The sequence below is a fragment of the Neisseria sp. P0020.S003 genome (genome assembly GCF_051957095.1).
GTDB classification, from domain to species: Bacteria; Pseudomonadota; Gammaproteobacteria; order Burkholderiales; family Neisseriaceae; genus Neisseria; species Neisseria subflava.
Window position 1 is genome coordinate 58,341 of sequence record NZ_JBQCWU010000004.1, and the last position, 19,129, is coordinate 77,469.

Genomic DNA, 19,129 nt, shown 5'->3' on the forward strand with positions numbered 1-19,129 from the left:
TCAAAGAATCAAAGGGTAGAGTATATGTTAAGCAAAATCAGCGAATCATTGTCCAATCTCTCCGGTGCAGAACGCAAAGTTGCCGAATCTGCGCTGGCCGAGCCGAAATGGTTTGTTCATGCCGCTGTGGCGGAAATCGCCGAGCGTGCATCCGTCAGTCAGCCGACAGTGATCCGTTTCTGCCGCAGTTTGGGTTACAAAGGCTTACCTGAGTTCAAACTCGCTTTGTCTGCCAGCATCGGTCATGAAGGTATGCCTTACGTTCATGAAGAATTGAACGCCGATGACAACATGAGCAGCGTGGTCGAAAAAGTATTGGGCAATGCCGCAGCCTCCCTTTTGGGTGAGCGCCGTTTCTTGAAAGAGTCTGAGCTGGAAAACGCGATTGCCATTCTGATGCACGCGCGACGCGTTGAGTTTTATGGTGTCGGCAACTCCGGCATTGTTGCCCAAGATGCGCAGCACAAATTCTTCCGTTTCGGTATGTCAACCGTCGCCTATGTCGATACGCATACCCAGTTGATGGCGGCTTCCGTATTGACCGAGCAGGATGTATTGGTGGCGATTTCCAATACCGGCTCATCTATCGAATTGTTGGATGCGGCCAGTATTGCCAAAGAAAACGGTGCAGCCGTTATCGCGCTGACCCGCAATGATTCGCCGTTGGCCCAAATGGCCGACTGCGTATTGAGCATTGCCACTCAGGAAAATGCCGAGCTTTATACGCCTATGGTGTCCCGTCTTCTGCAGCTGGCCGTTATCGACATTCTTGCCATCGGCTTGGCTTTACGCTTGGGCGACACGGCCAGCATTCAACTGCAAAAAAGTAAAAAAAGCATACATAACAAACACATCGAATACGATAAAGATTGATTCTTCACTGATATATTCAGACGGCCTTAACCCACATCAAGGCTGTCTGAAACCTCAAAAAACGGAAACCACCCCGTTCCCGTTTCAGACGACCTCACGGCCGTTTTCTCAACAAAACTGTCCATTATCCAGGAGAGCATCCGATGAAACAGCTTTACGATTTACCAGCTTGGTCAAAATTATGGATACATTTTGACGAAACCAAAGAACAACATATGCGTGAAATGTTCGAGCAAGATCCTGAACGTGCCGAGCGCTACTGGCTGCAAGTTGGCGGCCTGACTTTGGATTATTCTAAAAACCGTATCAACGACGAAACCATGTCGCTTTTGTTCGAGTTGGCGCGTGAAGCAGGCGTGCCGGAACGGATGCAGCAAATGTTCCGCGGCGAAAAAATCAATACGACAGAAAACCGCGCCGTACTCCACGTTGCCCTGCGCAACCGCACCAATGCCCCGATCGTCGTGGATGGCGAGGATGTCATGCCTAAGGTCAACCATGTCCTGCAACGCATGGGCGAGTTCGCACACGAAGTCCGCAGCGGCAGCTGGTTGGGCTACACCAATCAAGTCATTACTGATGTCGTCAACATCGGTATCGGCGGCTCCGACCTCGGCCCTCTGATGATGTGTACCGCGCTCAAGCCTTTCGGTCATCCGCGCCTGAATATGCACTTCGTCTCCAACGTGGATGGCTCCCAACTGCGCGACGTATTGTCTAAAGTCCACCCTGAAACCACCCTCTTCATCATTGCTTCCAAAACCTTCACCACCCAAGAAACCCTGACCAACGCCCTGACCGCGCGTAAATGGTTCTTAGATCATGCAGGCGATGAAAGCGCCGTCGCCAAACACTTCGTTGCCGTATCGACCAACCAAAAAGCCGTTGCCGAATTCGGTATCGATACCGTCAATATGTTTGAATTTTGGGATTGGGTCGGCGGCCGTTACAGCCTGTGGTCTGCCATCGGCCTGCCGATTATGCTGTACCTCGGCGAAGAAAACTTCATCGAAATGCTCAACGGCGCGCACCTGATGGATCAACACTTCATCAACACGCCGCTGGAGCGCAACCTGCCGGTTATCCTTGCCCTTATCGGCATTTGGTACATCAACTACTACGGCGGCGGCAGCCACGTTATCGCGCCTTACGACCAACATTTGCACAGCCTGCCCAAATTTATCCAGCAGCTCGATATGGAGAGCAACGGCAAACAAGTGACCCTTGACGGCAAAGCTGTCGGTTACGAAACTTCGCCGATTATTTGGGGCGAAACCGGTATCAACGGCCAGCACGCCTTCTTCCAACTGCTGCACCAAGGTACGCACATCACGCCGATTGACCTGATTGCCTCGCTCGAAAAACGCAGCAACCTGCGCGGCCACCACGAAATCCTGCTGGCCAACGTTTTTGCCCAAGCCGAAGCTTTTATGCGCGGCAAAACGCCTGACGAAGTACGCGCCGAGCTTCAAGCCCAAGGCATGGACGAAGCACGTATCGAAGAGCTGGTTCCGCACAAAACCTTCTCCGGCAACCGTCCGACCAACCTCATCCTCATGGACAAAATCAACCCGCGCAATATGGGCAGCCTGATTGCCATGTACGAACACAAAACTTTTGTTCAAGGCATTATTTGGGGCATCAACAGCTTTGACCAATGGGGCGTAGAGCTCGGCAAACAACTGGCCAAAACCATTCTTGCCGAATTGACCGGCGAGACCGAAGTGCAAAAACATGACAGCTCGACTACACGTCTGATTAATCTTTATTTGAATGCCAACAAATAAAGCATTTATTTAAAGCAAAGGCCGTCTGAAATTTTCAGACGGCCTTTTGTTTTATTCCGGATCATCCGTAAACGCATTCGCCCGAAAAATCGGTACGAACGTCAACAGATAAAGCACGAACACGGCGGCGGTCAGAATTGCGGGAACGGTGATGAAAAATATCGGGTTCACGTTCATTAAAACAGCGCGCGAGACGGCGGCGGCGAAGAGGATGGGGACGGCGACGCGGCAGAGTTTGGGGTAGTCGAGTTTGGTAAAGCCGCTGTGCCACAGTCCGGCGGTCAGCCACACCATCATCACGCCGCCCATCATGCCGCCGAGGGTAATCAGGTGCAGGGGCGCGGAGGCAGGCAAGTTTTGCAGTTTCGCCGCGCCTGTCCACAAATAGCCTGCGGCGGCAAAGAGTTGGAGCAGGTAATAGGTGCGGACGTAGTGTTTGCGCAGGAGTTCATGATGGTGCAGTTCGCGCAGCTTGGCGAGCAGGATAAAGCCGACGGCGAGCGCGGTAAAACCGGCGGTTTGCACAGGCAGCCAAAGTTCGGCGGCAGCGTGCAAGAGCAGGAAAGTAATAGCGATGTTTTTATAAACGATATTTGGAATAAAAACAGGGTCTTTCAGACGGCATTCTTTAAGGGCTTCCGCGCCCAAAAGAATGCTGACGCGGACGGATACAAACATCACCGCAGCCATGTTCAGATGCACTTGCGCGCGCAGCAGGTTTAAATCGCCGCTGACGGCATAGGTCGTCTGAAAAACGGTGAACGCGGCGAGCAGCATCAACAGGGCGAAGTTGTCGGTATTGCGGTCGAGCCAAATCAGCCAGGCGCAGAACAGCAGCAACACCAGCCAATAGGCGGCGACGAAAAACGAAGCGGTTTGCGGCGAAAACGGCAGCATGACGGTTGCGGCGAGCAACAACGCCGCCAAGACGGTGGCAACGGGTTTCAGACGGCCTTTATACCCCGTCCATTCGAGCATGGCGGCAGTCAGAAAACCGCCGTATGCCGCAGGCAGCATAAGTTCTAAGAAGATTTGGCGGTGCAAAATAACGGCGCCGGGGCTAATAAAAAACACCAACGCGCCGAGTATGGCAAGTACCGCCGCGCTGACGAAAAACGGCCGCATGGGGTGGGTGAAAAATTTATTCATGGCTTGGCTTGATTCTGCATGAAGATGCTTTCGGATATGGATTTATTGGGTGGACAGGGCCGTATCTTTTGCTAAAGAGGCAAGCCTGCGGCATGCTTGCCCTCTCCCTAGCCCTCTCCCACGGGGAGAGGGGATTAAGCTGCCAAACCCGAATATTTTCAGGTTTGCCTACCATCTGATTTTCAATCCTACGTTCTCTAATTTTCAGCAACCTGATTCCCTCTCCCCGTGGGAGAGGGTTAGGGAGAGGGCAACGAACCGCAAGGTTTGTCAGATACTCAAATGCCCGTATCATTCATATTATTGATATTATTGTTCGAATTGTATTATTTTCAATAATAATAAATAACCCTAAACCAATATAAATAACAGCCATTATCCAACGACTAAACTTCTCTACAATTTCACCAACACCTGAAATATTAGCCAATCTTTGTGCTGTATATACTAAAACAAAAATCAATATTAAAAATACAAGAAGAGTAACTAATAAGTCGACAAGATCTAAAGTCACAAAGTAAGGAACAAAAAGTCCAATATTATCTGCACCACAACTAGCAACTGTAACCAAAGCAACAATACCGACTAATTTTGACAACCCTTTTTCATCCAATTCTTTTTTAGCTCTTTTTTCGCCCTCACAATCGTCGTAAATAGCAACTTTAATACCTAAGTAAATCGGTATTAAACCTAATAAACCCAACACCCATTTTTCCGGAACATAATGCAAAACAAAAGCTAGAAATAAACTAACTAATATTAAAATTACAGAACCTAAATATTGTCCGATATAAATATCTCGATATTCTTTTCTAGTATTTGCTCTAGCAAAAAATATTAATAGTATTACCAACAAATCTACTGCTGTAGCAATATATAAAACAGCAGCAGTAATCACAGTCGAAAACATAAAGCACCTCATAATGAATCCCCTGCCCCCTTGGCACCACGGCTTTTTCAAAAACCGAATCGCGTTCGGATAACAGATTCGTATCTTTCGCTAAAGAGGCAAGCCTGCGGCTTGCTTACCCTCTCCCTAGCCATCTCCCACGGGGAGAGGGAATTGGGCTGTCGAGCCTGAACATTTTCAGGTTTACCTGACATCTGATTCCCAATTCTACGGCTCTCTGATTTTGAGAAACCTGATCCCCTTTCCCCGTGGGAGAGGGTTAGTGAGAGGGCAACGAACCGCAAGGTTTGTCAGAAATTTAAATTCCTATCACTCATAATAATGAATCCCCTGAAACTCTCTTGCCACCACGGCTTCTTCAAAAGCCGAATCGCGTTCGGACAGCGGCGTAGGCAGGGTAATCACGTTTTGCACGTTCATGCCCTTAGTGGAAAGCAGCATGATTTCATGGCTCAGGCGTGCGGCTTCGAAGCGGTCGTGCGTTACCAGCATACACGCCATGCCCTGCCGCTCGATTTTTTCCACCAGCATGGCGACCAAAATATCGCGCAAATCGCGGTCCAAACCGACGAACGGCTCGTCCAGCAAGGCAAGGTCGCAGCCGCACAGCAGCAGGCGCAAAAATGCTACCCGTTTCGCCATGCCGCCGGACAATTCGGTCGGATATTTGTTCAAATCGCCCGCAGTCAGCCCGACTTTCGCCGCCAGCGCGATGATTTCGCCTTCATCGAGTTTGTCCATAAAAATAGCGATATTCTGCATCGCGGTCAAGTTTCCCGGCAGGCGGTTTTCCTGAAACAGAAAACCCGTTTTGCGGAAAGTATTGCGTATCGTGCCCGATTTCGGCGTTTCCAAACCCGCAATCAGCCGCAAAACCGTCGTCTTGCCGCAGCCGCTCGGCCCGAACAAAGCTTTTACTTCGCCGTGTTGCAGGTTCAAACTGAAATCGCGCACAATGGGATCGCGGAGAATTTCAAAACGCACGTTTTCAAGACAGAGCATCATCTCCTCCACGGCATAAACAAAATTTCCAAAGGCTTGGTAATCAGGTATTCAAACAGCGATACAAACACGATAACCAGCACCACATAAGCCATCACCGTCGAAGTCTCCAGCATCGCCCTCGCATCCGCAATCCGCGCGCCCACGCCTTCGCTCGCGCCCAAGAGTTCCGCCATAATCACCACCTTCACCCCCATCGCCACCGCCACGCCGATGCTGGAAATCACATAGCCCGTCAGATGCGGGATATACAGATAGCGGATTTTTTTCAGACGACCTAATTTATAAGCGTCAAACAATTCCTCATGCTGCTTGTTCACACTCGCCATCCCGACCGCCGCACTCGCAAACGTCAGCGGCGCAACCAACACAATGATGGTAAACAACACGCTCGGATTGCCGAAACCGAACCAAAACAACGCCATCACCACCCAAATAATCGGCGGCATCGCCAACAAAACCGTAATCACAGGCTTGAGCAACGCCATCGCCGTCTTAAAACTGCCCGCCACCAGCCCCGCCGCCAATCCCGCTACCAGTGCAACCGAAATACCCACCACCGACCGCCACAGCGAAATCCCGATTTCGTTTTCCTGAAAATGTTTCAATAAATCAAACGACTTTTGAAACACCTCCACCGGCGCAGGCAGCATAAACTCACCGAACACAGCGCTGCCCCACGCCCACAACGCCACCACCACCATCGCCACGCTCAGACCGGCAAAGCCGCTCCAAAGGTAGTCGATGATGTAAAACACCGCAGGCTGCGGTTTACGGATTTTGTCGGTTTTAATCATGGTTTGGTTGTTGGTTTGATGGGGATGGTTTAGGGACGATAGGTCGTCTGAAAAATGGTTGATTGGGTTAGATGGAACACCGTAATTCAACGAAACGGTTTGGTTTTTCCAAATAGTGTTTTTCAGACGACCTTGGTTTAGAATTTCAGTATTTGGGTTGGGATACGACTGCTGCTAAGCCAACCTTTGGTTACTGACAATTATTATTAGGAATAAAAATACGTTCGCTGGGATTTTCAGTTGTAACAAACCCATTTTCCTCTAAAATGTTAAATACCTTGTCCTTATCTTTATTAGTGTTTTTTACAACCGCAAAAATCTTTAAATCTTCCTTGTACTCGTTTTGAAGGAATTGTTTTAGTATTTCTTTAAATTTTACATTTTCATCATTTGTTAACTTACCAAATATAATTTCATAAAAATAATTATCCTCAATCTCCTCATTCGTTTTAAAACAATACGTCAATATGATAAAAGCTACTAAATTTTCGTTTAAATAGCATTCATATACTTTAGATGCTTTACTAAACGCGACATCATTATCTCCCAGATTATAAGACTCTTTTTTTTGAAGCATAAATTCTGTAATTGCTTTGCAAACGATATGTCCAATATTTTTAAATTTAAAATCCATTTTTAAATCTCCAATAATAGCAGTTGATAACTAAGTGTAGATTGGACTCATACCCTAACATTTCAGGTAATTCGACGGTTTTTGGGAGGTGACAACCCAACCTTACTTACTGATTAATAGGAATACCAAACCATAGTTCATATGAAGCTAAACCAATCCAGTCGATATTTGCATTTTCATCTGAGCGAATAGTTTTTCCGGAGCTATACTCGCCCGTCTTAAATAAAATGGGCTCCAAGAAATATGATTTGAAATTACAGCTCATCTTCAGATTATCAATCTGCATGCACAACTTCCGTATGAACGGGCTTTGAACAAAAGATTTCGTTGTAATCTTTTGTATCTTTTTATCGAATGCCGAATACCTGCCGCCCAACAAAGTATTTTCCTTAAGTGCTTTCTCAATCGACTTTCTGGATGTCTCGCTGCTGCTCCAGTTTAACTGTATTTCATACAATTTATTTTTATCGATTTGCGCAATGGAGTACTTAATGGCATTAATGAGCTGATCTTCAGTCAAACGATGAACCACCCCTTCTGAGTCTGATGCCTGATAATGTCTAAAATTTAGAACATATTTTCCGGGCATAATTTCCCAATGGATCACATTGGAGACGGTAATATTGTCATCCATTGTAAATTGAATAATTTTCTCACAACCCTCGTTAATATTTCGGGTACAAGCATTGGCACCGGCAAAAACGATGGCAATAAAACATGTAAAAAGAAATTTTTTAATGAACATAAACATTGCTCCATCGGCAAAATTCCATCATCACTCCTTCAAATACTCACATATTTTTCGTTATCTGTATCAACCAATTTAGATACCGGATTCCCGCCTGCGTGGGAATGACGGCTATTTATGTACTGTTCTAACTATTATCTGATAGGTCGTCTGAAAAAAATAGGTCGGATACTTATATCCGACAGCCCGTTTAGCCGAAATGTCGGATTCAAGAACCCGACCTACGCTGCTGATAGGTCGTCTGAAAAAGTAGGTCGGATACTCGTATCCGACAGCCCCGTTTAGCCGAAATGTCGGATTCAAGAATCCAACCTATGCTGCTGATAGGTCGTCTGAAAAGAGTATGTCTTATACTCGTATCCGACAGCCCTGTTTAACCGAAATGTCGGATTCAAGAATCCGACCTACGTTGCTGATAGGTCGTCTGAAAAATGATAAATCAGGTATTCACAACCACCCTGCCCTTTTTCAGACGACCTCCCCTCCCTTTAAGCCAAGAAGAACCCGTTATCCGGCAGCTTGCCGCCCAGAAGTTTCGGATTGAACTGCATCAGGATTTCGTAAAACTTCAAAATCTCGTTCTTCACTTCGCTGCCTTTGGTTACCGTCAGCCGCGCGCCGTCCAAGCCCATGACTAGGGCGGGTTCGGGTGCGGGGAGGTAGTTTTTGCCGATTTTCGCGGCACTTTGGCGGTTGGCCAGTATCCAGTTGAGCGCGTTTTTCAAATCCTGATGGAAGATGTCGAACTGCGCTTTGTGTGCGTGGAAATATTCTTCGTTGGCGATGATGCCCGCCATCGGAATCAGCGGTTTGGTGTCAAACGCCTGCCCCCATGCCTTCACCAAATCAAAGCCGCGCACGACGTTTACGCCCATGGTTTTGCCTTTGAGCATGCTGGCGCTTGCCATTGGTTCGGGCAGGATGGCGGCGTGGTAGTCCTTACTTAAAAACAGCCCGACCGCTTCGGGCGGCGTGGCGGTGTAAGTGATGCCGACTTTGTGCGCGTCGATTTTCAGTTTTTTCAACAAGGCTTGCAGCACGATGTCGGGCATGTCGTTTTTAAACGGAACGAGGATTTTTTTGCCGACCAAATCCTGCGGCGAGGCAATCGCGCTGCCTTTGCAGACCAACTGCGTGATGCCGTTGGTCAAAATATTCACCATGCCGACTTTCTGTCCTTGGTTGCGCAGGTTTACGCCGACATTGCTCGGACTCATCATCACTTTAAATTGTCCACTCGCTACGCCCGCGCGAAGTTGGTCGGGCGAACGCCAGATTTTCAGCGACACATCCGCTTGTTTTGCCAGCTTGCCTTGCAACGCCGCTACGGCAATGGTTACGCTGGGCATTGCCGGTGCGCCGTACACGGTAAATTGTTCTTTCCCCGCCGCCAACAGCGAAGGCGAAACGCCTGCGGCTGCCAGCGCGGCGGTCATTTTTAAGAAATCACGTCTTTTCATATCCATTTTTTATCTCCTAATTCTTACATAAGCCAGTGTAGGCATTCTTTCAGACGGCCTGATACTCAAAACGCCGCGTGCAAACTCAGCCAATACGTCCTGCCCGGTGCATACACTACGCTGGGCGACAGGGCGAGGACGTGGTCGCCGCTGATGTGTTCGGCGTATTTTTTGTTGAACACGTTGTTCACGCCCAAGCGCAAGCCGTATTTGTCTTTGATGTTCATGCCTGCGTACACGTCGGCAACGGAAAAGCCTTTGGCGGCTTCGCGTTTGTCTATGCCCAGACCGCTTGCCGCGTCAAAATCGCCGCGCGTTTGTTTGGCGACAAAGCGTGCCGCCGCGCCGATGTTGTAGCTGCCGTAGGCAAAGTAGTTTTTGTAGTCGGCTTGGACGGCGGCTTCAAACGGACGGATTTGATAAAGCGGCCTGCCGTCGGTTTCATTGTGTCCGTAGTTGTAGGTAGCTTTGATGCCTGCGGCCCAATGCGGATTGAAGTTGTAACGTGCATAGGCCTGCGCGGTAAACAATCGTGCGTCCACGTTGCGTGTGATGATGCCGCCGCCTTTGGAAGCCGTGCCACTTTGTCCGTGTGCGCGGTCAAAAATAATCAGGTCTTTGACTTTGTCCGCCACAAGTGTGCCGCCCACGTTCCAGCCTGCGCCTGCTAACGAGTTCATGTAGCCGTTGTAGTAGTCGTTGCGGCTGTCGGCGGTAAGCTTGATGCGGTTGTGTTTTTCGGTTTTCAGCAAGGGATTGCCTGCGATGGCGGCGGCTGGGTTTTGGTTCATCAGCGCGCCGTTCATGCGGTTTTGCACGATGGCGGCAAGCGAGTTGAAGCGTTCGGTGTTGTCGCCGATTCGTTCTAAGTGAGTAAGGGAGACGCTGTATTTTTGCGTTTCAGACGGCGTGAAATCGTATTTGAGTTCGCCCGACAAAGCATGACGGCGCACTTTGCCGTTGAAGTCGTAGCCGTAATGGGTTTTCCAGATTTGCTGCGCTGAGGCGAAGGCGAGATTGCGGTTCATCGGATGGGCGGGTTGCGCCGTATTTTTGCGAACGTCCGCTTCGTTGAGTTCGTAGCTCAAGCCCAAGCCCAGTTTGTGTTGGTCGTCAAACTGGTAAGACAGGGTATCGGCAATGCGCCAGCGGTCGATGTGCACATCGGCGAAACGGTAGCCGTTGAGGAAGTCGCGCATGGGAGTGTGGGCGTTGCGCTCGCCGTTTTGGCTGTCGTTGCGGTAGCTGACGGCGGCTGTGTTGTGGAACTTGCCGAAATCTGCGTCGTGTTTGAGCGAGAAGTCGTACACTTTGCGGTCAAGCTCCACGAACACTTTCTGCTGCGTATTGTTTTGACGCAGGGAGTAATTGTCGGCGCGGCGTTTGAGTTTGATGACGCCTGCTTCCGCGCTGACCGTATTGCTCAAATCGGCATTGCCCCAACGCGCGTTGAGTTTGGCGATGTGGCGTTCGGTATCCAATGCGTCGTTGACGAACTGCGGCTGGCGGTCGTTGTTGATGTCGTCGTGCAGATAAGTGAGGCGGTATTCCTGATTTTCAGACGGCACGAAACCGAGTACCAAAGCCTGATTGAAGCGGCTGTATTTCCAATCGGTATCGCGCCCGCCGCCGTCTTTGTAGCCGTTTGCCTTGGTGTGATTGAGATTGGCCACGCCGTATACCTTCGCCCCGCGTGCTTGCGCGGTAACGGAGTTGTAAAAGCTTTTGCCGTAAAAGCCGCTGTTTGCCTTCAGCGGGCGGAAGGCTTGGTCTATGTTTTCGGTAACAAAGTAATGATCGCTGCGGTCGGTGCGGTCGAATTGGTTTCCGGGGAAGTAGCCCTGAGCCGCGGTCGGTGCAATCGGTTTGGGCGGGGAGAAGGTTTTGACAGGCTGGATTTTGTCAGGGTCTGCCAAGGTTTCGGCAAAGCCGTTTGCGGCGGCAAAACTGCTCATTAATAAGCAAATCAAATGGTTTTGTTTCATTATTTATATCCTGATAATCATTTTTATTTATTATGCTCTTAGAGAGAAGCAAAGTAAAGAAACGATAAAGTATCTGAAGCCGATAAAACTTTATTGTCGGTAAGGAAAGCTTTAGCCTTGAACACAAGCCGATACGGGCTAAAAACTTTTAGAAGAGGGGAGTGTTAGCGAGGTTTGTATTTGCGTTTCATCTTGCGGTTGTGTTTTCCGTTTATAGAGTAGCATAGGCCGTCTGAAAAAACTCTCTCTTTTCAGACGGCCTATTGCTGGTTATAATGAATTTTACGAATCATTATTATTTCTATTTAAATATAGGAGAAACGCATGAGTACCCGTACCGAACACGACACCATGGGCAATGTCGAAGTCCCGTCCGAAGCCTATTGGGGCGCGCAGACCCAGCGCAGCCGCAACAATTTCAAAATCGGCGGCGAAACCCTGCCGCAGCCGTTGATTTATGCTTTGGCGCTGGTGAAAAAAGCCGCAGCTGCCACTAATGTTTCCCTCGGCAGGATTAAGCCTGAGCAGGCGGATTTGATTACGCAGGCGGCGGACGACGTGTTGAACGGCAAGCTCGACGGGCAGTTTCCTTTAGTGGTTTGGCAGACCGGCTCCGGCACGCAGTCCAATATGAACATGAACGAAGTGCTGGCGAACCGCGCCAACGAAATCGCCGGTACAGGCTTGGCGGCGTATCAGCCCGTCCATCCCAACGACCATGTGAACCACGCGCAATCGACCAATGACGCGTTCCCAACCGCCATCCACGTCGCCGCCGCGATTGAAATCAACCGCCACCTTATTCCGGCGGTAAAAGCCTTGCGCGATACATTGGACAAAAAAGCCAAAGAATTTGCCCCCATCGTCAAAATCGGCCGCACCCATTTGCAAGACGCGACGCCGCTGACTTTGGGACAAGAATTTTCCGGCTACGTTTCCCAGCTCGATCACGGTTTAGGCCGTCTGAACGATGCACTTAAAGACTTGTATGAACTCGCTTTGGGCGGCACGGCGGTCGGTACGGGTTTGAACAGCCATCCCAAATACGCCGAAAAAGCCGCCGCCAAACTCGCCGAATTGTCCGGCCTGCCGTTTGTCAGCGCGCCGAACAAATTTGAAGCCTTGGGCGGACGCGATGCCGCCGTTGCCGCTTCAGGCGCATTGAAAACGCTGGCGGCAAGCCTGAACAAAATCGCCAACGACATCCGCTGGTTGGCAAGTGGCCCGCGCTGCGGTTTGGGCGAAATCAAAATCCCCGAAAACGAGCCGGGTTCGTCCATCATGCCGGGCAAAGTCAACCCGACCCAATGCGAAGCGATGACCATGGTGTGCTGCCAAGTGTTCGGCAACGACGTCACCATCGGCATGGCGGGCGCGTCGGGCAATTTCGAGCTGAACGTCTATATGCCCGTTATCGCCTACAACCTCTTGCAATCCATCCGCCTGTTGGGCGACGCGTGCAACAGCTTCAACGAACACTGCGCCGTCGGCATCGAACCCGTACCGGAAAAAATCGACTATTTCCTGCACCATTCCCTGATGTTGGTTACTGCGTTAAACCGTAAAATCGGCTACGAAAACGCCGCCAAAGTTGCCAAAACCGCCTACAAAAACGACAAATCGTTGCGCGAAACCGCCGTCGAGTTGGGCTTGCTGACAGGCGAAGAGTTTGACGAATTGGTCGTTCCTGCCGATATGGTTCATCCGCGTTAAGCTTTGATAATGAAACATGCCGTCTGAAAATGTTTTCAGACGGCATGTTTTTATGCTGCGGTTGTCTTTTTTTTCAAATAGGGCAAAAATCATTGACAGTAAATTGAAGAGCAGTAGGAAAGTTACTGACCTTAGAAATGTACGCCAGGCATAATGCCACGCCTCCGTTCTGTCTGCTTGGGGTAGGAGCGATGCAGTATAGCGGTTGTGTAGGGTTTTTGCGGTGTTATTGTTTTCCAAATAGTCCAACGAAAGTACCAATAATTTGCCCGTGTCTTTGTGTTGTAAGAATTTGGCATGCTCAACCCAGATGCCCAGCTTGGCTTGTTCGCATAAAGATTCAATGCCGACACAAGAGGCCAAGCTGTTTTGGTTGTTTTGCAAAATCGACAGCTCGTTTTTTTCAGCCTGCATGGCTATGGGGGAGGTTTGATGAAGGTATGCGCTCATGCCGTTGCTCTCTATTGATTGAAAATCATGGAGCTGGCTGAATCCACCATTTTCCCAGGCGACAAATACGGCATAGCATCCGCTGAATAGGCAGATCATGATCAATTTTAAGACAATGTTTTTCACCCTTGCTCCTTTTGTTTGAAGATGGCGGTAAAGTCAGGAGGCGTGTTTTCTCGTTTGAAGGTAAGTTTAGGTTTATCTGTTTTTATTGTAAGATTGAGTGTAACACAGGTAATCAAAAGGCCGTCTGAAAATTTTCAGACGGCCTTTTATTGTGTGTTTAGATGGGGTTAAGCCAACAATTCACGCCAGCGTTTCACTTGGAAACGGACTTGTTCAGGCGCGGTGCCGCCCAAGTGGTTGCGCGCGTTTAAGCTGCCTTCGGGTGTCAGCACGCTGTACACGTCATCGGCAATCAAACCGCTGAAACCTTGCAGGACTTCAAGCGGCAATTCGCTTAAATCAACGCCAGCTTCATCGGCATGGCGCACGGCTTGGGCAACGACTTCGTGGCTGTCGCGGAAAGGCATGCCTTTTTTCACCAAGTAATCCGCCAAGTCGGTAGCCGTTGTAAAACCCTGCATCACGGCGGCGCGCATATTGTCGGGTTTGACGGTCACGCCGCGCATCATATCGGCGTAAATGCGCAGGGTGTCGATAAGTGTGTCGGCAGTGTCAAACAAAGGCTCTTTGTCTTCCTGATTGTCTTTGTTGTATGCCAAAGGTTGCGATTTCATCAGGGTAATCAGGCCGATCAGGTGGCCAATCACGCGACCGGATTTACCGCGCACGAGTTCGGGTACGTCGGGGTTTTTCTTTTGCGGCATGATGGACGAGCCGGTGCAGAAACGGTCGGCAATATCAATAAAGCCAAAACGCGGGCTCATCCACAAAATCAATTCTTCGGAAAGACGGCTCAGGTGAACCATAATCAGAGAAGCGGCAGCCGTGAACTCAATGGCAAAATCGCGGTCAGACACGGCATCGAGCGAGTTTTGGCAGATTTGCTCAAAGCCCAGCAGCTCGGCGGTAATTTCGCGTTGAATCGGGTAGGTGGTACCGGCAAGGGCGGCGGCGCCGAGCGGCATACGGTTGACGCGTTTGCGGCAGTCGGCCATACGCTCGAAATCGCGGCCGAGCATTTCGACATAGGCGAGCATGTGGTGTCCGAAGCTGACAGGCTGGGCGGCTTGCAGATGGGTGAAACCGGGCATAACGGTTTCGGCGTTTTGTTCCGCCAAATCGACTAAGGCCGTCTGAAGGCTTCGAATCAGGTCTTGAATAACGGTAATCTGATCACGCAGCCACAGGCGGATGTCGGTGGCGACTTGGTCATTGCGGCTGCGGCCGGTATGCAGGCGCTTGCCCGCATCGCCGATTTTGTCGGTGAGACGGCGTTCGATGTTCATGTGGACATCTTCCAAATCCAGCGACCAGGAAATCGTTCCTTCTTTGATTTCTGCTATAATCTCGGCCATGCCCTGACGGATGGCGGAGAGGTCGTCTTCGCTCAAAACGCCCGACTGTGTCAGCATTTGCGCGTGTGCCAGCGAGCCTTGGATGTCCCATTCTGCCAGTCGTTTGTCAAAATCAATCGAGCCGGTATATTTTTTGACCAGCTCGGAAACAGGTTCGTTAAAACGGCCTGACCAGGTTTTGTCCTTGCTCATATCAGCATCCTTAAAATATAAATAAAAAAACAGGGTCTACGTCTTCAATATAGCAGACCCGTCTATACATTATGAAAGAAAACGGTTGAAATCATGTCTATTATACGTCAAATAAACCAGAATTTCGCAGTGCCGGATTTGCGCAATTCCGCAACTTTGGTGCGCCTACTCATTGTTTTGTTAATCAGTTTGTTTATCTTTCCGCTGATGACGGTATCGGGCGTGCCTTATCCGGAACAGATTTTCCAACATTTTTCATGGGCTTGCCCCGTCATCCTTTTAATTTTACTTAAAGTCTATTTCTTACAGGCATTTGCGCCGTCCCTGCTTCGCTCGCAGTACAGCGTTGTGGTTTCCTACGTCTCCAACCTGCTGATTTTCTTGTTTGTCGATTTAGTAATTTTGAAGACAGATATTTGGTCGTTGATTCAGCACTTCTTCTTGCTGACCTTTTTTTGTTTCAGTTTCATGTACATCGAAGCGGCCCGCCGCAACAGCCTTGCGCCTTCTATTTCCGAAGCCAGATTGAGTGCGTTGACGGCGCGTATCCGTCCGCATTTCTTGTTTAACAGCCTGAATGCCGCCATCAGCTTAATCCGTCTGCGTCCGTATGATGCGGAAACTTTGCTGGAGAATCTAGCCAACCTGTTCCGCGCACAACTGCGCGACGGTAGTCAAAACAGCACCTTGGGGCAGGAAATCGAGTGGGCGCAGGAATATATTGCCATCGAGCAAATCCGCATGGGACATATGCGTGTACAGGTTATGTGGCAGCACCATGCACCCGACGATGCGGAAACGCCGCATCTGCTGCTGCAACCGCTTTTGGAAAATGCTGTATTCCATGGTGTCGAATCCAGCCACCGCCCAGGGATAATTACAGTATTAACAAAATTGGAAAAATCATCTATTTTCATCAGTATCGAAAATCCGTGTGGAAAAGAACCTAATGAAAATACCAAGCCGCATAAAGGCAATTCTATGGCCTTACGCAATCTGAAAGAGCGTCTGACTTTGATGTATGACACCGACGCGAAAATCAGAAACATCCAATCAGACGGCCTTTTCCGCGTTGAAATCATATTGCCGTACCGTAAAAAATCAGCCGAAGTTTCCCGTCTGTTTGGCTAAACCGCATAGAAGAGGGTGGCTTTAGATAGGTTAGACTATTAACACATTAAATAAAATAGTTTAAATTTATTACATTCAGTAACATAACTGTTCCCATTTTTTGAAAACTGGTCTATGATACCCAAAAGAATTGTCTACAATTCTTTGATTGCAAATCATTTGCAACGGTCAGAAGAAAAAACAGAAAAAAGGAACAAAGAGATGTTAGAAGCCTATCGCAAAGCCGCCGCCGAGCGCGCCGCCCTTGGTATCCCCCCCCTCCCTTTGAACGCGCAGCAAACCGCCGATTTGGTTGAGCTGCTGAAAAACCCGCCCGCAGGCGAAGGGGAGTTCTTGGTTGAGCTGTTGGCTCACCGCGTACCACCCGGTGTGGACGATGCCGCCAAAGTTAAAGCCTCATTTTTGGCTGCCGTTGCCGAAGGCAGCGTATCCAGTCCGCTGATTTCCCCTGAGTATGCTACCGAGCTGTTGGGTACCATGCTTGGCGGTTACAACATTCATGCACTCATCGAACTCTTGGACAACGACAAACTTGCGCCTATCGCTGCAAATGGTCTGAAACACACTCTGCTGATGTTTGACTCTTTCCACGATGTTCAAGAAAAAGCCGAAAAAGGTAATAAATACGCGCAAGAAGTATTGCAATCTTGGGCAGATGCCGAATGGTTCACTTCTCGTGCCAAAGTTCCAGAAAAAATCACTGTTACCGTCTTCAAAGTCGACGGCGAAACCAATACAGACGACCTCTCTCCTGCACCTGATGCATGGAGCCGTCCTGATATTCCTCTGCACGCGCTGGCTATGTTGAAAAACCCGCGCGACGGCATCAATCCTGACAAACCGGGCGAAGTCGGTCCGATTAAATTGTTGGAAGAACTCAAAGCCAAAGGTCACCCCGTTGCCTACGTCGGCGACGTGGTCGGTACCGGTTCTTCACGCAAATCCGCGACCAACTCCGTCATTTGGCATACCGGCGAAGATATTCCGTTCGTACCGAACAAACGTTTCGGCGGCGTATGCTTGGGTGGCAAAATTGCTCCTATTTTCTTCAATACTCAGGAAGACTCCGGAGCATTGCCGATTGAAGTCGATGTATCTGCTCTGAAAATGGGCGATGTCGTCGATATCCTGCCTTATGAAGGCAAAATCGTGAAAAACGGCGAAACCGTTGCCGAGTTCAGTCTGAAATCTCAAGTATTGCTGGACGAAGTGCAAGCCGGTGGCCGTATTAACCTGATTATCGGTCGCGGTTTGACTGCCAAAGCACGTGAAGCATTGAAACTGCCTGCTTCTACCGAATTCCGTCTGCCTCAAGCGCCTGCCGAAAGCAAAGCCGGTTTCACCTTGGCCCAAAAAATGGTTGGCCGCGCCTGCGGTCTGCCGGAAGGCAAAGGCGTGCGTCCGGGTACTTACTGCGAACCGCGTATGACTACTGTCGGCTCGCAAGATACTACCGGCCCGATGACTCGCGACGAATTGAAAGACCTGGCTTGCTTGGGCTTCTCAGCAGATATGGTGATGCAGTCTTTCTGTCACACCGCGGCTTATCCAAAACCTGTCGATGTTAGAACCCATAAAGAATTGCCTGCCTTCATCTCTACCCGTGGCGGTGTATCTCTGCGTCCGGGCGACGGCGTGATTCACTCATGGCTCAACCGTCTGCTGTTGCCTGATACAGTCGGTACCGGCGGCGACAGCCACACCCGTTTCCCTATCGGTATTTCCTTCCCCGCAGGTTCCGGCTTGGTTGCTTTCGCAGCAGCCACCGGCGTGATGCCGCTCGATATGCCTGAGTCCGTATTGGTACGCTTCAGCGGCAAACTGCAACCGGGCGTAACCTTGCGCGATTTGGTGAACGCCATTCCGCTTTACGCGATTAAACAAGGTTTGCTGACCGTTGCCAAAGCTGGTAAGAAAAACATCTTCTCCGGCCGCATCCTCGAAATCGAAGGTCTGCCTGATTTGAAAGTGGAGCAAGCCTTTGAATTGACCGACGCATCCGCCGAACGCTCCGCCGCCGGCTGTACTGTGAAGCTCAACAAAGAGCCGATTATCGAGTACATGAAATCCAACGTCGTGTTGATGAAAAACATGATTGCCGACGGCTATCAAGATCCGCGCACTTTGGAACGCCGTATCAAAGCCATGGAAGCATGGTTGGCTAATCCGGAGCTGCTCGAAGCAGATAAAGATGCCGAATACGCCGCCGTGATTGAAATCAACATGGACGACATCAAAGAGCCGATTATCGCCTGCCCGAACGATCCTGACGACGTATGCTTCATGTCTGAACGCTCCGGCACCAAAATCGACGAAGTGTTCATCGGTTCGTGCATGACCAACATCGGCCACTTCCGCGCCGCCTCCAAACTCTTGGAAGGCAAGTCCGACATCCCCGTCCGCCTGTGGATGGCGCCGCCGACCAAAATGGACGCGAAAGAGTTGTCCGACGAAGGCCACTACGGTGTACTCGGCCGCGCCGGCGCGCGTATGGAGATGCCGGGCTGTTCGTTGTGTATGGGTAACCAAGCCCAAGTACACGAAGGCGCAACCGTCATGTCCACTTCCACCCGTAACTTCCCGAACCGTTTGGGTAAAAACACCTTCGTTTACCTCGGCTCGGCTGAGTTGGCGGCAATCTGCTCCAAACTGGGTAAAATCCCTACTGTTGAAGAATATCAAGCCAATATCGGTATTATCAACGAGCAGGGTGACCAAATCTACCGCTACATGAACTTCAACGAAATCGACAGCTACAACGAAGTAGCCGAAACCGTGAATGTTTAATGTAACAAGGTAAACCGATTTTCAGACGGC

14 protein-coding genes are annotated in these 19,129 nt (G+C 49.8%); 5 read left to right on the forward strand and 9 right to left on the reverse strand.

Going from position 1 to position 19,129, the window contains the following annotated elements; all coding sequences use genetic code 11:
• Positions 1–24 precede the first annotated feature (24 nt).
• Positions 25–873: a DNA-binding transcriptional regulator HexR gene (gene hexR / locus ACTHTQ_RS04070; protein WP_049329830.1), complete on the forward strand. Its 849-nt coding sequence runs from the start codon at positions 25–27 to the stop codon at positions 871–873.
• 143 nt (positions 874–1,016) lie between these two features.
• The gene (gene pgi / locus ACTHTQ_RS04075) at positions 1,017–2,660 is read left to right on the forward strand and encodes a glucose-6-phosphate isomerase (RefSeq protein ID WP_440363167.1); all 1,644 of its coding nucleotides are present in this window, start codon (positions 1,017–1,019) and stop codon (positions 2,658–2,660) included.
• A 51-nt stretch (positions 2,661–2,711) separates the two neighbouring features.
• Here pgi and ACTHTQ_RS04080 read toward each other — a convergent pair whose 3' ends face one another.
• The 8 genes from ACTHTQ_RS04080 to ACTHTQ_RS04115 form a co-directional block, all read right to left on the reverse strand.
• Positions 2,712–3,809: an NnrS family protein gene (locus tag ACTHTQ_RS04080; RefSeq protein ID WP_440363168.1), complete on the reverse strand. Its 1,098-nt coding sequence runs from the start codon at positions 3,807–3,809 to the stop codon at positions 2,712–2,714.
• A 295-nt stretch (positions 3,810–4,104) separates the two neighbouring features.
• Positions 4,105–4,719: a CadD family cadmium resistance transporter gene (locus tag ACTHTQ_RS04085; protein ID WP_049335602.1), complete on the reverse strand. Its 615-nt coding sequence runs from the start codon at positions 4,717–4,719 to the stop codon at positions 4,105–4,107.
• 309 nt (positions 4,720–5,028) lie between these two features.
• A complete protein-coding gene (locus tag ACTHTQ_RS04090; protein ID WP_206193499.1) occupies positions 5,029–5,721 on the reverse strand; it encodes an ATP-binding cassette domain-containing protein in 693 nt (230 codons plus the stop codon).
• Entirely contained in the window at positions 5,721–6,518 is a 798-nt protein-coding gene (locus tag ACTHTQ_RS04095; RefSeq protein ID WP_304669581.1) for an ABC transporter permease, read from the reverse strand. Before ACTHTQ_RS04095 ends, ACTHTQ_RS04090 begins: the two co-directional genes overlap by 1 nt.
• A 190-nt stretch (positions 6,519–6,708) precedes the next feature.
• A complete protein-coding gene (locus ACTHTQ_RS04100) occupies positions 6,709–7,152 on the reverse strand; it encodes a hypothetical protein (protein WP_440363169.1) in 444 nt (147 codons plus the stop codon).
• A gap of 106 nt (positions 7,153–7,258) precedes the next feature.
• A complete protein-coding gene (locus ACTHTQ_RS04105; protein ID WP_440363170.1) occupies positions 7,259–7,897 on the reverse strand; it encodes a hypothetical protein in 639 nt (212 codons plus the stop codon).
• Between the two features lie 491 nt (positions 7,898–8,388).
• Positions 8,389–9,366 carry an ABC transporter substrate-binding protein gene (locus ACTHTQ_RS04110; RefSeq protein WP_440363171.1) on the reverse strand — a complete coding sequence of 326 codons (978 nt, stop codon included), beginning with the start codon at positions 9,364–9,366 and terminating at the stop codon, positions 8,389–8,391.
• 59 nt (positions 9,367–9,425) lie between these two features.
• Positions 9,426–11,345, reverse strand: a complete 1,920-nt coding sequence (locus tag ACTHTQ_RS04115; protein WP_440363172.1) for a TonB-dependent receptor — start codon at positions 11,343–11,345, stop codon at positions 9,426–9,428.
• Positions 11,346–11,669: 324 nt separating this feature from the next.
• On the opposite strand from ACTHTQ_RS04115, the gene fumC reads away from it, so the two are divergent.
• Positions 11,670–13,058 carry a class II fumarate hydratase gene (fumC, locus tag ACTHTQ_RS04120; RefSeq protein WP_440363173.1) on the forward strand — a complete coding sequence of 463 codons (1,389 nt, stop codon included), beginning with the start codon at positions 11,670–11,672 and terminating at the stop codon, positions 13,056–13,058.
• A gap of 743 nt (positions 13,059–13,801) precedes the next feature.
• Here fumC and argH read toward each other — a convergent pair.
• A complete protein-coding gene (gene argH, locus ACTHTQ_RS04125; protein WP_440363174.1) occupies positions 13,802–15,181 on the reverse strand; it encodes an argininosuccinate lyase in 1,380 nt (459 codons plus the stop codon).
• Positions 15,182–15,274: 93 nt separating this feature from the next.
• Between argH and ACTHTQ_RS04130 the strand changes: the two genes are divergently transcribed.
• Positions 15,275–16,312, forward strand: coding sequence for a sensor histidine kinase (locus ACTHTQ_RS04130; protein WP_440363175.1), 1,038 nt, complete (start codon positions 15,275–15,277; stop codon positions 16,310–16,312).
• A 201-nt stretch (positions 16,313–16,513) separates the two neighbouring features.
• Entirely contained in the window at positions 16,514–19,099 is a 2,586-nt protein-coding gene (gene acnB, locus ACTHTQ_RS04135; protein ID WP_440363176.1) for a bifunctional aconitate hydratase 2/2-methylisocitrate dehydratase, read from the forward strand.
• The last annotated feature ends 30 nt before the right edge of the window (positions 19,100–19,129 follow it).

Coding starts and splice junctions, on each gene's coding strand:
- argH (WP_440363174.1), bottom strand. CDS start 15,181: ATGAGCAAGGACAAAACCTGGTCAGGCCGTTTTAACGAACCTGTTTCC.
- ACTHTQ_RS04130 (WP_440363175.1), top strand. CDS start 15,275: ATGTCTATTATACGTCAAATAAACCAGAATTTCGCAGTGCCGGATTTG.
- fumC (WP_440363173.1), top strand. CDS start 11,670: ATGAGTACCCGTACCGAACACGACACCATGGGCAATGTCGAAGTCCCG.
- ACTHTQ_RS04090 (WP_206193499.1), bottom strand. CDS start 5,721: ATGCTCTGTCTTGAAAACGTGCGTTTTGAAATTCTCCGCGATCCCATT.
- ACTHTQ_RS04080 (WP_440363168.1), bottom strand. CDS start 3,809: ATGAATAAATTTTTCACCCACCCCATGCGGCCGTTTTTCGTCAGCGCG.
- ACTHTQ_RS04110 (WP_440363171.1), bottom strand. CDS start 9,366: ATGGATATGAAAAGACGTGATTTCTTAAAAATGACCGCCGCGCTGGCA.
- ACTHTQ_RS04115 (WP_440363172.1), bottom strand. CDS start 11,345: ATGAAACAAAACCATTTGATTTGCTTATTAATGAGCAGTTTTGCCGCC.
- ACTHTQ_RS04105 (WP_440363170.1), bottom strand. CDS start 7,897: ATGTTCATTAAAAAATTTCTTTTTACATGTTTTATTGCCATCGTTTTT.
- ACTHTQ_RS04095 (WP_304669581.1), bottom strand. CDS start 6,518: ATGATTAAAACCGACAAAATCCGTAAACCGCAGCCTGCGGTGTTTTAC.
- pgi (WP_440363167.1), top strand. CDS start 1,017: ATGAAACAGCTTTACGATTTACCAGCTTGGTCAAAATTATGGATACAT.
- ACTHTQ_RS04085 (WP_049335602.1), bottom strand. CDS start 4,719: ATGTTTTCGACTGTGATTACTGCTGCTGTTTTATATATTGCTACAGCA.
- acnB (WP_440363176.1), top strand. CDS start 16,514: ATGTTAGAAGCCTATCGCAAAGCCGCCGCCGAGCGCGCCGCCCTTGGT.
- hexR (WP_049329830.1), top strand. CDS start 25: ATGTTAAGCAAAATCAGCGAATCATTGTCCAATCTCTCCGGTGCAGAA.
- ACTHTQ_RS04100 (WP_440363169.1), bottom strand. CDS start 7,152: ATGGATTTTAAATTTAAAAATATTGGACATATCGTTTGCAAAGCAATT.